The organism is Citrobacter sp. Cf088, assembly GCF_030334295.1.
GTDB classification, from domain to species: domain Bacteria; phylum Pseudomonadota; class Gammaproteobacteria; order Enterobacterales; family Enterobacteriaceae; genus Citrobacter; species Citrobacter freundii.
Genome location: NZ_JAOWEE010000037.1, coordinates 176,606 through 189,792, shown reverse-complemented (window position 1 = coordinate 189,792; position 13,187 = coordinate 176,606). Strand labels below are relative to the sequence as shown.

Annotated in this window: 11 protein-coding genes; 9 read left to right on the top strand and 2 right to left on the bottom strand. The window is 53.1% G+C overall.

What is annotated here, in order from left to right:
- Positions 1 to 211: 211 nt before the first annotated feature.
- Positions 212 to 2,749, bottom strand: coding sequence for a bifunctional glycosyl transferase/transpeptidase (gene mrcB, locus OGV71_RS05020; RefSeq protein WP_204584084.1), 2,538 nt, complete (start codon positions 2,747 to 2,749; stop codon positions 212 to 214).
- Positions 2,750 to 2,829: 80 nt separating this feature from the next.
- Positions 2,830 to 5,259: an ATP-dependent helicase HrpB gene (gene hrpB / locus OGV71_RS05015; RefSeq protein ID WP_204584086.1), complete on the bottom strand. Its 2,430-nt coding sequence runs from the start codon at positions 5,257 to 5,259 to the stop codon at positions 2,830 to 2,832.
- A gap of 73 nt (positions 5,260 to 5,332) precedes the next feature.
- Here hrpB and thpR point away from each other — a divergent pair, with 73 nt between their 5' ends.
- The 9 genes from thpR (at position 5,333) to OGV71_RS04970 (ending at position 13,178) form a co-directional block, all read left to right on the top strand.
- Positions 5,333 to 5,863, top strand: a complete 531-nt coding sequence (gene thpR / locus OGV71_RS05010) for an RNA 2',3'-cyclic phosphodiesterase (RefSeq protein ID WP_204584088.1) — start codon at positions 5,333 to 5,335, stop codon at positions 5,861 to 5,863.
- A gap of 15 nt (positions 5,864 to 5,878) precedes the next feature.
- On the top strand, positions 5,879 to 6,583 hold the full coding sequence (sfsA, locus tag OGV71_RS05005; protein WP_204584090.1) for a DNA/RNA nuclease SfsA: 705 nt from the start codon (positions 5,879 to 5,881) through the stop codon (positions 6,581 to 6,583).
- Between the two features lie 177 nt (positions 6,584 to 6,760).
- Positions 6,761 to 7,216, top strand: coding sequence for an RNA polymerase-binding protein DksA (gene dksA / locus OGV71_RS05000; RefSeq protein ID WP_003018625.1), 456 nt, complete (start codon positions 6,761 to 6,763; stop codon positions 7,214 to 7,216).
- A gap of 69 nt (positions 7,217 to 7,285) precedes the next feature.
- Complete coding sequence (gene gluQRS, locus OGV71_RS04995; protein ID WP_003837490.1) at positions 7,286 to 8,182, top strand: tRNA glutamyl-Q(34) synthetase GluQRS; 897 nt, start codon at positions 7,286 to 7,288, stop codon at positions 8,180 to 8,182.
- 71 nt (positions 8,183 to 8,253) lie between these two features.
- The gene (gene pcnB, locus OGV71_RS04990) at positions 8,254 to 9,651 is read left to right on the top strand and encodes a polynucleotide adenylyltransferase PcnB (protein WP_204584345.1); all 1,398 of its coding nucleotides are present in this window, start codon (positions 8,254 to 8,256) and stop codon (positions 9,649 to 9,651) included.
- Positions 9,648 to 10,124 (top strand): 2-amino-4-hydroxy-6-hydroxymethyldihydropteridine diphosphokinase, encoded by a 477-nt coding sequence (folK, locus tag OGV71_RS04985; RefSeq protein ID WP_071696616.1) that lies wholly within the window; start codon positions 9,648 to 9,650, stop codon positions 10,122 to 10,124. Before pcnB ends, folK begins: the two co-directional genes overlap by 4 nt.
- A 601-nt stretch (positions 10,125 to 10,725) precedes the next feature.
- Positions 10,726 to 11,316, top strand: a complete 591-nt coding sequence (locus tag OGV71_RS04980; protein WP_071696615.1) for a fimbrial protein — start codon at positions 10,726 to 10,728, stop codon at positions 11,314 to 11,316.
- Between the two features lie 453 nt (positions 11,317 to 11,769).
- Positions 11,770 to 12,354: a fimbrial protein gene (locus OGV71_RS04975; protein ID WP_071696614.1), complete on the top strand. Its 585-nt coding sequence runs from the start codon at positions 11,770 to 11,772 to the stop codon at positions 12,352 to 12,354.
- An 80-nt stretch (positions 12,355 to 12,434) separates the two neighbouring features.
- Positions 12,435 to 13,178 (top strand): fimbrial chaperone, encoded by a 744-nt coding sequence (locus tag OGV71_RS04970; RefSeq protein WP_081368684.1) that lies wholly within the window; start codon positions 12,435 to 12,437, stop codon positions 13,176 to 13,178.
- The last annotated feature ends 9 nt before the right edge of the window (positions 13,179 to 13,187 follow it).

The window sequence follows — 13,187 nt, the reverse complement described above, 5'->3', positions numbered from 1 at the left end:
CAATACGCGCCCCTACTAAAACTGAGGGGTTAAGAAATAACCAGATGAAAAGAAAGGGTTAATAAATTAGGCTGAAATGTTTTAACGAATAATGTACCGGATGGCTACCTTAATTCCGCAGGCCTGATAAGCGCAGCGCCATCAGGCAAGGCAAAGTAAAACCATATAGCGCAAAAAGAAAAACCCGCCGAAGCGGGTTTTTAAGCTGGCGTTAGTTACCGCCAAACATATCTTTTATCCAACCTGCTACACCGTCGCTGTCTTTCTTCTCTTGCTGCGGCGGTTGCTGCTGTTGAGGCTGCTGCTGCGACTGTTGAGAAGATTGATCGAACGGATTCCCCGACTGCTGCAGCATTTCACCCTGCTGACACAGCGAATCAGGATCGGTGGTCCATACAGGAAGCGTGCGCATCCCGCCGCTACACACAAAGTTACCATCATAGTCCACGCCCATATCCACCACATCTTCCGGCGGCGTCAGCACCAGCGGTGTTGGCGTCTGGTTAGCCAGATAACGCTGATAAATCGACATCGCGCCGCTGGCACCGTACAGCTTGGTTGGCTGGTTGTTATCGCGGCCCACCCAGGTGATGGTCACCTGGCTGCCGTCGATCCCGGCAAACCAGGTATCCACATTGTTGTTGGTGGTCCCGGTTTTCCCTGCCAGATGCAAGCCAGGATATTTCGCGCCAAGCTGACGACCCGTACCACGCTGAACCACCTGCTGCATGGTCCACAGCGTCATATACGCCGCCTGCGCCGGAACGGCACGCTCAGCCTGCGGGAAGCTCTGGTACAGCACGGTACCATCTTCGGCAATAACCGAACGCAGCGCCGACAACGGCGCACGGTTCCCGCCGCTGGCGATAGTCTGGAACGCCTGTGCTACTTCGATTGGCGTCAGGTTCAACGCCCCCAGCAGCATGGCCGGAACCGGGTTAAGCTGATCTTTCGGCGCGCCCAGTTTCAACCAGGTATCGGTTACCGCAGGCAAGCCCAGCGCCATCCCCAGATTTACCGTCGGTACGTTCATGGAGCGGGTTAACGCATCCACCAGCATCACTCTTCCGCTTTCGCTATAGCGACGATCATCGTTCTGTGGCGACCAGACCTGACCGTTCGGCTGACGTAGCGCAATCGGCGCATCAGCAATCCAGGTATTCAGGCGGTAAAGCTTCGGCTGGCTGAGCGCAGTCAGATAGGTCGCCGGTTTCGCCAGAGAACCAATCGAACGACGCGCCTGCATCGCACGGTTATAGCCCGCGAACTGCGGCTCTGCCCCGCCAACCATGGCGCGAACTTCGCCACTGAATCGGTCAACCACCACAATCGCGGTTTCCAGATCGCTCAGCTTACGCTGTTTCTTCAGCACCGGAATGCCTTCCACCGCCGCTTTTTCCGCAGCGTCCTGCGCCACGGAATCAAAGGTGGTGAAAATTTTCACGCCGGAGAGATCTTTAACTTTATCGCCCAGCTTCGCCTGAAGCTCCTGACGCACCATCTGCATAAAGGCTGGCTGTGGCGAGATCACTCCACCACGCGGCTGTACGCCTAACGGACGCGCGCTCAGCATGTCATACAGATCCTGATCGATGATCTGCTGCTGTTGCAGCAAACGCAGCACGAGGTTACGACGCTCCAGCGCCAGCTTCGGGTTACGCCATGGGTTATAGATTGACGCCCCTTTAACCATCCCCACCAGCAACGCCTGCTGGTCGAGACTCAGTTCTTCCACCGGACGACCGAAATAATAGAGGCTCGCCAGCGGGAAGCCGCGAATTTCATTATCGCCGCTTTGACCGAGATAGACTTCGTTCATGTACAGCTCAAGAATGCGATCTTTGCTGTAACGCGCATCCATCAGCAGCGCCATGTAAGCTTCGTTGGCCTTACGCCAGTAAGAACGTTCGCTGGACAGGAACAGGTTCTTCACCAGTTGCTGAGTCAGCGTACTCGCCCCCTGCACCGTGCGACCGGCCGTCAGGTTGGCCAGCACCGCACGACCAATCGAGTAGAGGCTGACGCCATCATGCTCATAGAAGTGACGGTCTTCGGTTGCCAGCAGCGTATCGACCAGCAGATCCGGGAATCCACTGCGCGGGACAAACAGGCGCTGCTCGCCGTTAGGTGAAGAGAGCATGGTAATCAGACGCGGATCGAGACGGAAGAAACCGAACTGGCGGTTGTTATCCATATTCTCGATAGTGTCCAGATGATCGCCATCAAAGGTCAGACGTGCGCGCACCTGCCCTTCTTTACTGTCCGGGAAGTCAAACGGACGACGAATCATCTCAATGCTCTTCGCCTGTACCGTGAATTCGCCCGGACGCGTCATCTTCGAGACCTGACGATACTGCGTGGCCTCCAGCAGCTTCACCATCTCGTTCTTGCCGATGGGCATTTCTGGCTCAAGGTTAACCATGCGGCCATATACTGCCGCCGGAAGCTGCCAGACTTTACCGTCGATACGGCTACGGATTTTTTGGTCCAGATAGACGCCGTAAATGGCGATCAGCACCAAAAAAACAATCGACAGTTTTACCAGCAGCCAGAACCAGCCGCGTTTACCACGAGGCTTACGCCCTTTGCCTTTACCCTTACGCGGCATCGGTTCTTCATCCTCATAGTCATCATCATCATAATCGTCGTCATACTCTTCATCTCTGAGTTGACGACGGCTCACCTTTTGTTTCACTGGACGCGAGGGTTTCCCTTTACGTCCAATTGGCTCGCGGTCATTCCCCGCCATGCTTTTTCTCCGCAACATTCAGGCGCAAAGGCCCGATTCTCTGTTCTTCCGCCCTGCGACAGAAGAAGAAATCTCTCAATTTATGAATACTTTTTGGTGCGCCGCGTTGGCGCGGTATTCGCCGGATCGTCCGGCCAGACATGTTTGGGGTAACGCCCTTTCATCTCTTTTTGCACCTCACGGTACGATCCCTGCCAGAACGCACTCAAATCGCTCGTTACCTGTAGCGGTCGTTGGGCCGGAGACAGCAGCTCCAGTACCAGCGGCACGCGTCCCTGGGCGATGGTTGGGGTCTTCGCTTCACCAAACATTTCCTGCATCCGAACGGCCAATACCGGAGGATTATCCTCATGATAGCGAATGGCAATCCGGCTTCCCGTCGGCACAGTGTAATGCGCCGGCAGTTCACTATCCAGACGTTGCAGCATTGACCAGTCCAGCAAATCGCGCAATGCCTGACCCACATTTACTGCTTTTAACGCGCGTAGAGAGTGCACACCGCTCATGTGCGGCAGCAGCCAGCGCTCCAGCATCGCCAGAAGAGAATCTTCATCTACCGCAGGCCAGTCGTACTCCGGCAACCAGATTGCCGCACATTGCAAACGCAGCCGAAACTGCTCGGCTTCCGGCGTCCAGTTGAGCACACTGAGTCCTTTATCGCGAATGCCATTCAACATCGCCTGGTGCAACTCCTCTTCCGAGGGTTTGGCCAGCGGCTGTACTTTTACCGTCAATGAGCCAATACACGACCGACGCAACGCCTTTAACGTTCCCTGAGTTTCATCCCATTCGATGGTGTCGGACTGTTGCAGCAGTTCAGGACACGTCTGCATCAACACTTCAATATCCAGCGGCAACGCTAACAAAATACGCGCATCTGGCGATGAGCTACCCTGCAGTAACAGCGGCGCTATCAGCCACTCATGGCGCCCCTGGGCGTCATCGACATCCAGCATAGCTCCCATGCCGTTGGCCAGTTGATAGCGCCCTTCTTGCCCACGTCGACGGGCGATCCGATCGGCAAACGCCTGCGCCAGCAACGAGGGAAGCAGCGCGCTGTCGGGCTGCCCGCTGCGTACGTTAAGCCGTTTCAATAATTGTTGACTGCGCTGCTGCCAGGCGGACTGATTTCGTGAAAACGCAACAGTTAAATCAGTGCTGCCCCCGCGCGGCGGTTCTTCCAGAATTGCTGCCAGTTTTGCCGCCGTTGCGGCTTCATTGTCATTGTTGGCGCTAACCAGCATAGCCGCTAAACGGGGATCATTACCCAATGCCGCCATTTTCTGCCCACGGGCGCTGAGCCTGTCGCCCTCAAGCGCGCCCAGCATCTGCAACAGCCGTTTTGCCGCCTGCAGGTTGATAGCGGGCGGCGTATCCAGCCAGTTCAGTTGCTCAGGATCGGTACATCCCCATTGCAGCAGCTCCATCAGTAGTCCGGACAGATCGCTCTGTAATATCTCCGGCTCTCCCTGCGCCGTCGCTCTTTCCGCCTGCTCTTTGGCAAGCAAATGTACGCAGATACCTGGCTCCAGACGACCTGCACGCCCGGCTCGCTGTGTCATCGATGCCTGGCTAATGCGCTGGGTAATCAACCGCGTTAAACCGGTACGCGCGTCATAGCGCGCCACGCGCTCCTGGGCGCAGTCCACCACCAGCCGGATACCTTCAATTGTTAAGCTGGTTTCGGCAATATTGGTCGCCAGCACCACTTTGCGCTTACCTTGCGGCGCGGGCAAAATCGCCAGGCGCTGCTCGGCCAGCGTCAACGCGCCGTACAACGGACATAACACAACATCGCCGCCCACACGCGTTGCCAGTTGTTCCTGCACGCGCAGGATTTCCCCAACGCCCGGTAAAAACAGCAGCAGCGACCCGCTTTCATGGCGCAGTAGCTCCGCCGTGGCTATCGCCACCGCTTCGTCAAAACGCAGATGTGCCGCCAGCGGCTGATACCGTCGCTCGACCGGGAATGTGCGGCCTTCAGAGATAATCATGGGCGCATCGGGCAATAACTGCTGCAAGCGCCCGTTATCGAGCGTTGCGGACATGATCAATAGTTTCAGATCGTCACGCAGACCTTGCTGTACGTCCAGCAGCAAAGCCAGCGCCAGGTCGGCCTGCAGGCTCCGTTCGTGAAATTCATCGAGGATCACTAACCCGACGCCAGTGAGTTCGGGATCGCGCTGGATCATGCGCGTCAGAACGCCTTCCGTCACCACTTCCAGCCGGGTCTGCGACCCCACGCAGCTTTGCGCACGCATCCGGTAACCCACGGTCTCACCGGGCTTTTCGCTCAGCAACTCCGCCAACCGCTGCGCCACGTTGCGTGCCGCCAGACGGCGCGGCTCCAGCAAAATAATCCGCCCCTTGATGCCACCATGTTCAAGCAGTCGCAACGGCAGCCAGGTCGATTTCCCGGCACCGGTCGGCGCGGTCAGCAGCACCTGCGGCGAGGCATCAAGGGCGGTAAGCAGTTCAGGCACTACGGCGGCAACGGGCAACGACGTCACAAATAGCTCCAGAGGGTTAACATTCTTCGCGCTGCATTGTAGCATCGCGTTAATTCATAACCGAGTATCCATCATGTCTGAGCCAAAAAGGCTGTTCTTTGCGATTGAATTGCCAGGCGAGGTTCGGGAGCAGTTAATCCACTGGCGGGCCGCGCAGTTCCCTCCTGAAGCAGGTCGCCCCGTCGCCGCCGATAATCTGCATCTGACGCTGGCCTTTTTAGGCGACGTCAGCGCTGAGAAGCAGCAGGCGCTGTCGCAACTCGCGGGACGCATTCGCCAGCCGGGTTTTACGCTCAAACTCGATGATGCCGGACAATGGCTGCGCTCGCGGGTCGTGTGGCTGGGGATGCGTCAGCCGCCGCGCGGACTGTTACAACTGGCGAATATGCTGCGGGCGCAGGCCGCGCGCAGCGGATGTTATCAAAGCCCGCAGCCGTTTCACCCACATATCACGCTGCTGCGCGATGCCGGACACGCGGTTCCCATCCCCCCACCGGGCTTTGGCTGGTCATTTCCGGTCACGGAGTTCGCACTTTACTCCTCTTCATTCGCACGAGGACGCACGCGTTACACACAGTTGCAACGCTGGACGCTGACTGAATAATTAAAGGGACTGTTGATGCAATTTTCTCCACCTTTACAACCTGCAACGCTCATCCAGCGCTACAAGCGTTTTTTAGCGGATGTGATCACCCCGGATGGCTCAACGTTAACGTTACACTGCCCCAATACCGGCGCGATGACCGGATGTGCAACGCCGGGGGACACAGTCTGGTTTTCGACATCAGAAAATACTAAACGGAAATATCCCCATACCTGGGAATTAACACAAACGCAAAAGGGTGCTTTTATTTGTGTTAACACACTGTGGGCCAACAGATTAACGAAAGAAGCTATTCAGAATGAGCTTATTTCGGAAGTTTCAGGCTACAGTGCCTTGAAAAGTGAAGTAAAATACGGCGCAGAAGGGAGCCGTATCGACTTTTTGTTGCAGGCGGATTCCCGACCTGACTGCTATATTGAAGTGAAATCAGTCACGTTGGCGGAAAATGATCAGGGTTATTTTCCCGATGCCATCACTGAACGAGGTCAGAAGCATCTTCGGGAATTGATGAGCGTAGCGGCAGAAGGCAAGCGGGCGGTGATATTTTTCGCCGTGTTGCATTCAGCCATTACACGGTTTTCACCCGCGCACCATATCGATGCAAAATATGCGCAATTATTAGTTGAAGCACAGCTTAAGGGGGTAGAAATTCTGGTTTATAAAGCGGAACTTTCTGCCCATGGCATGACTCTTAAAGAGCCGTTGCCCATTACCTTGTAATGGTGTAAACATTTGGTTAATTAGTATTCTGGGCGCGTGGGCAAATACGCTTTTCCTCACAGGGTTGTCAAGTGTTACGTTTAGATAATTGCTATCCGGAAAAGCATCTGCTATTTATAGCGACCTGATTTTTCCCCCGAACATGGGGATCGATAGTGCGTGTTAAGGAGAAGCAACATGCAAGAAGGGCAAAACCGTAAAACATCGTCCCTGAGTATTCTCGCCATCGCTGGGGTGGAGCCGTACCAGGAGAAACCGGGCGAAGAGTATATGAACGAAGCCCAGCTGTCGCACTTCAGGCGTATTCTTGAGGCATGGCGTAATCAACTTAGGGATGAAGTTGATCGCACCGTATCTCATATGCAAGACGAAGCGGCTAACTTCCCTGATCCGGTGGACCGCGCCGCGCAGGAAGAAGAATTCAGCCTTGAGCTGCGTAACCGTGACCGTGAGCGCAAACTGATCAAAAAGATCGAGAAGACGCTGAAGAAAGTAGAAGACGAAGATTTCGGCTACTGCGAATCGTGCGGCGTAGAAATTGGTATTCGCCGTCTGGAAGCGCGTCCAACAGCCGATCTATGTATCGACTGCAAAACGCTGGCAGAAATCCGCGAAAAACAGATGGCAGGTTAATCCGGTCATTTTTACCACATTTGCTACAGGCGGGAGTTTCTCCCGCCTTATTATTTGTCAGTCCGCAAAATGAGCGATTCACACTATATTGGCCGCTTCGCCCCTTCCCCCTCCGGCGAACTGCATTTCGGTTCACTGATTGCCGCCCTCGGCAGTTACCTGCAGGCTCGTGCCCGGCGCGGAATCTGGCGAGTACGCATTGAAGATATTGATCCCCCTCGTGAAGTTCCCGGTGCTGCAGATACGATCCTGCGTCAGCTGGAACATTACGGCCTGCACTGGGATGGCGATATTTTATGGCAATCCCAACGCCACGAAGCCTACCGCGAGGCGCTTACCTGGCTGCATCAGCAAGATCTGAGCTATTACTGCACCTGCACGCGAGCGCGTATTCAAAGCGTCGGCGGTATTTACGACGGTCACTGCCGTGAGTTACGCCTCGGGCCAGAACAGGCGGCCGTCCGTATTAAACAACGCCATCCCGTGATGCAGTTTACTGACCGGCTACGCGGTGTGATTCAGGCTGACCCGCAACTTGCTGGTGAAGATTTTATCATCCACCGCCGCGACGGGCTGTTTGCCTATAATCTCGCCGTGGTAGTTGATGACCATTTTCAGGGCGTAACGGAGATTGTTCGCGGCGCCGATCTCATCGAACCCACGGTGCGACAAATCTCTTTGTATCAGCAGTTTGGCTGGCAAGCGCCTGACTATATTCATCTTCCGCTGGCGCTCAACGAACAAGGCGCTAAACTTTCAAAACAAAATCATGCACCTGCGCTACCGCAAGGCGATCCGCGCCCGGTGATTATTGCCGCGCTACGCTTTCTCGGCCAGCGTGCCGATATCCCGTGGCAGGAGATGCGTGTGGACCAGATCCTGGAGTTTGCCGTTGAGAACTGGCGTCTGACAACAGTGCCAGAATCAGCGATCTTAAATCCGGCATTCTCAAATGCGCCACGCTGAGCTATGATTAGCCGCTATTTTTACACAGCAACACTTGTTCTGATTGAAGTTTGACACTACCGAGGTGCACTATTTTTACCCGAGTCGCTAATTTTTGCCGCAAGGTGCTAAGCCGCGAGGAGCGCGAGGCTGAGCTCGCCGTCACCCGTCCACATATGACGGTAATTCCGCGTGAGCAGCACTCTATCTCCCGCAAAGATATCAGTGAAAATGCCCTGAAGGTAATGTACAGGCTCAATAAGGCCGGATACGAGGCATGGCTGGTTGGCGGTGGTGTACGCGATCTTTTGCTGGGCAAAAAGCCGAAAGATTTTGATGTCACCACTAACGCAACGCCGGATCAGGTGCGCAAACTGTTTCGTAACTGTCGCCTGGTCGGTCGCCGTTTCCGTCTGGCTCATGTCATGTTCGGCCCGGAAATTATCGAAGTGGCGACGTTCCGCGGCCATCATGAAGGCAGCGAAGCCGATCGCACCACGTCGCAACGCGGGCAAAACGGTATGTTGCTGCGCGACAACATCTTCGGCTCCATTGAAGAAGATGCCCAACGTCGCGATTTCACGATAAACAGCCTGTATTACAGCGTGGCCGATTTCACCGTACGTGATTACGTCGGCGGTATGCAGGACCTCGAAGAGGGCATCATTCGCCTGATCGGTAATCCGGAAACGCGCTATCGCGAAGATCCCGTGCGTATGCTGCGCGCCGTGCGCTTTGCCGCCAAGCTCGACATGCGTATCAGCCCGGAAACCGCAGAGCCGATCCCGCGTCTGGCAACGCTGCTGAACGACATTCCTCCCGCACGCCTGTTTGAAGAAGCACTGAAGCTGTTACAGGCGGGCTATGGGTATGAAACCTATAAAAAACTGCGTGAGTACAGCCTGTTCCAGCCGCTGTTCCCAACCATTACACGCTACTTCACCGAAGACGGTGACAGCCCGATGGAACGCATTATCGCTCAGGTACTAAAGAATACCGATAACCGCATTAACAATGATATGCGCGTTAACCCGGCGTTCTTGTTCGCCGCGATGTTCTGGTATCCGTTACTGGAAGCCGCGCAGAAAATTGCGCAAGAAAGCGGTTTGGCTTACTACGACGCTTTCGCGCTGGCAATGAACGACGTGCTGGACGAAGCCTGCCGCTCGCTGGCGATCCCGAAACGTCTGACCTCGCTAACTCGCGATATCTGGCAGTTGCAATTACGTATGTCCCGTCGTCAGGGTAAACGCGCCTGGAAGCTGATGGAACATCCAAAGTTCCGCGCAGCTTACGACCTGTTAGCACTGCGTGCCGAAGTAGAACACAACGCTGAACTGCAACGGCTGGCGAAATGGTGGGGTGAATTCCAGGTTTCAGCGCCGCCGGAACAAAAAGGCATGCTGAACGAACTGGATGAAGAGCCTGACGTACGCCGCCGCCATCGTCGCCCGCGTAAGCGTGCACCGCGTCGCGAAGGTAGCGCGTGACCGTCGTTTATATCGCCATCGGCAGTAATTTAGCTTCTCCCCTGGAGCAGGTGAATGCTGCCGTGCAAGCGATCGGCGAAATCCCTGACAGCCGTATCGTTGCGGTTTCTTCGTTTTATCGTACCCCCCCGTTGGGTCCACAGGATCAGCCCGACTATCTGAACGCCGCCGTAGCGCTGGATACCGCTCTCGCCCCCGAAGCGTTGCTGGATCATACCCAACGAATTGAACTGCAACAGGGCCGGGTGCGCAAAGCTGAACGCTGGGGACCGCGAACACTGGACCTCGATATTATGCTGTTTGGCGACGAAGTGATTAACACCGAACGCCTGACCGTGCCGCACTACGACATGAAAAACCGTGGTTTTATGCTGTGGCCGCTGTTTGAAATTGCGCCCGAACTGCATTTCCCCGATGGACAGCTGCTGGCAGAATGCCTGCGTCAGCTGCCTCCCTGCCCCGCCCTCTGGTAAACCGCCCCTGTATTACCCTTCCAGGAATAAATCAGAAATTTAATGTGCAAAAGGCCCAGACACACCGAATGGGCGTTGTCTTCGTTATGCAGAAAAAAGGGCAACAGAAATCACAATAAAGTTATTTAAAACCATATTAAATAATATCTAACCCTTTTAATTCACATTATGGGAATAGTTTAAAATCATTTCACATGATATTTTTTAAATTCAATATTTAAAATATCTAAAACAATAACATTCATCAATATCGGAAATAAATTAAATAAAAACCGTTCAATATACTCGCTATTGCCGATCAATTAACCATAACAATTCATTCAGCAAATCGTCTATATATTACGAAAAAAAACTCAAATCATTACATTATTCCATTTAATCAAAGGCAATCCATAACCAAAACAAATGACATACAAACAATTTCCTTACCGGAGAGATAAAACAACAAAATAAAATAGCCAATAAGAATAAATAAATTATTCTTATACGCGGGGTGAATTTTACAAATCTGCGCAATATCAGGTTTAATGCCCCTGAATTAAAATAACATTTTGTTACAGCTTCAATTCATCTATTACCACTCTATATAAGGATATTCGTTGTGAAGAAAAACATCATCGCGCTGTCGGTCGCGCTCTCTGCCGCACTGCTCTCCTCTTCTGCATTCGCCCTCGACGGCGGCCAGATCGATTTTGCCGGTCTGGTCAGCGACAATACCTGCATCCCACGCGTTAACGGCGGCAGCCAGGATGGCCAGGTTCAGCTGAACACGGCCAAAGTGGCAGATATCCAGGCCGATAGCGGCGTCCAGCTTGGCGCAGTCGGCGTACAGCCTGAATCGTTCTACATCACCGTCGACTGTGGTTCAGCCAACACCAACGCAAATGCCAACCTGAGCATGGCCTCTACGTTCTTCAGCAACAGCAACGGTACGCTGAATAACGATGATTCCATCTCCAGCCCGGCGGCTGGCGTGAACCTGGCGATTCATGAAGTTGACAGCTCCGGCGCGGCGCTGGCTTACAAGCAGGTTAAAATCAACAACACTAGCGACGTCCACAAACAAAAATTTGGTGCTGACGGCGTGGCGAAATTTAACTTCGTGGTTTCTTACGTTAAGCAGTCAACCGCAGTGCAGATCAAGGCGGGCTACGTGAAGTCCAATACCGCATATACTCTGGTTTACGATTAATTAAGCCCTTTCAAGGGGCTATTTTACGCCGTGAAGTAGCTCCTTTTTAAAGTACGGCGATTGATGAACGAAGGGATGGCGAACGCTCAAGCTTTTAAGTTCAACTTCAGCCACATTTCATTTTTTATAATAGTAAAAAATGAAATGTGATTATCAAACTCAATAAAAATAAAACATTCTTAAATCAGATAATAGTGAGTAAAAAAACTCACCTCACAAATAAAACAATACAGATACTGTACAAAACACATTATTTACATAAAAAACAGCCTTACATTAAACAAGCATCACACTTAAACAACATAATTAGGCCTAACACAAACATAATATATTAACAAAATAAATAAGAAGCGAAGGAAATATCCATGTGAGTTATTTTTATACAGCGAGGGTATTCTCTATAATTGCGCCGGCTTGACGTAATATTTATTTTTTTAACAAGGATATTTCTAAATGAAATTAAAGTTAATTGCACTGTCTCTCGTTCTGTCTGCAGCCTCCACCTCGGCATTTGCCATTGATGGCGGCCAGGTTGATTTCGCCGGTCTGGTCAGCGATAACACCTGTGTTCCACACGTTAACGGCGGCAGCCAGGACGGTCAGGTTCAGCTGAACACTGCTAAAGTGGGTGATATTCAGGCCGATCTGGGCGTCCAGCTTGGCGCTGTTGGTGTACAGCCAGAGTCGTTCTACATCACCGTAGACTGCGGTTCAACGAATACCAACACCAAAGCTCACCTGAGCATGGCGTCCACCTTCTTCAGCAACAGCAGCGGTACGCTGAATAACGATGACTCCATCAGCAGCCCGGCAGCCGGCGTGAATCTGGCAATCCACCAGGTCGACGGTTCCGGCGCGACGCTGGCCTACAAACAGGTCAAAATCAACGATGCTGCCGATATCCATGATAGCGAATTCGGCGCCGACGGCGTGGCGAAATTCAACTTCGTCGTTTCTTACGTCAAGCAGTCCAGCGCAGTACAGGTTACGTCGGGCTACGTGAAGTCCAACACCGCGTATACCTTGACCTATAACTAATCGTTAATACCTAAGAGGGGGAATAGCGTGCGCTTAAACGCGCAATATTGCCCCTGAATCATCTCCATGGAGGAATCATAATGACCAGGATGCGTCGTTCTCTTTATTTCACTCTTTCTGCCGTTGCTGCCTGTTCAGTCATACCTTCAGCAATGGCAGATATCGTTCTGTCCGGCACGCGCGTTATTTATAAAGAAGCGCAGAAAGATATTTCTATCCGTCTGGAAAATAAAGGTTCCCGCCCTGCATTGGTACAAAGCTGGCTGGACGACGGTAACCAAAATGCCGACCCGAGCACAATCAACGTTCCCTTTAACGCCACGCCGCCGGTTTCCCGTATCGAGCCGGGCCGCGGGCAAACCGTCAAGTTTACCTACACCGGCAGCCGCTCATTGCCCAACGATCGCGAAAGCATCTATTGGTTTAACGTGCTGGAAGTGCCGCCCAAAATGAAAGACGAAGACGTTAAAGAAAAAAACATTCTTCAGTTAGCGTTCCGTACGCGCATCAAGCTGTTTTATCGCCCCAACGGTCTTGACGGCACCGCCGCAGAAGCCCCGCAAAAATTACAGTGGCGGATGCAGCAAAAAGCCGGAAAGCCGGTCGTTCATGTCACCAATCCCACCGGCTATTTCGTTTCCTTTAACAAAGTGGAGGCCATGGTCGGCGGGCGAAAATATACCGTTTCGGCCTCAATGGTCGCCCCCAAAGGCGAATCTGATTTCACTATTTTGGGGTTAACCGGTACGCCAGCCAAAACCAGCATTAGCTATGTCGCAATCAGCGATTTTGGCGGCGCCATTAATGGCAAGGTGGATATTTAACGCTTTTAT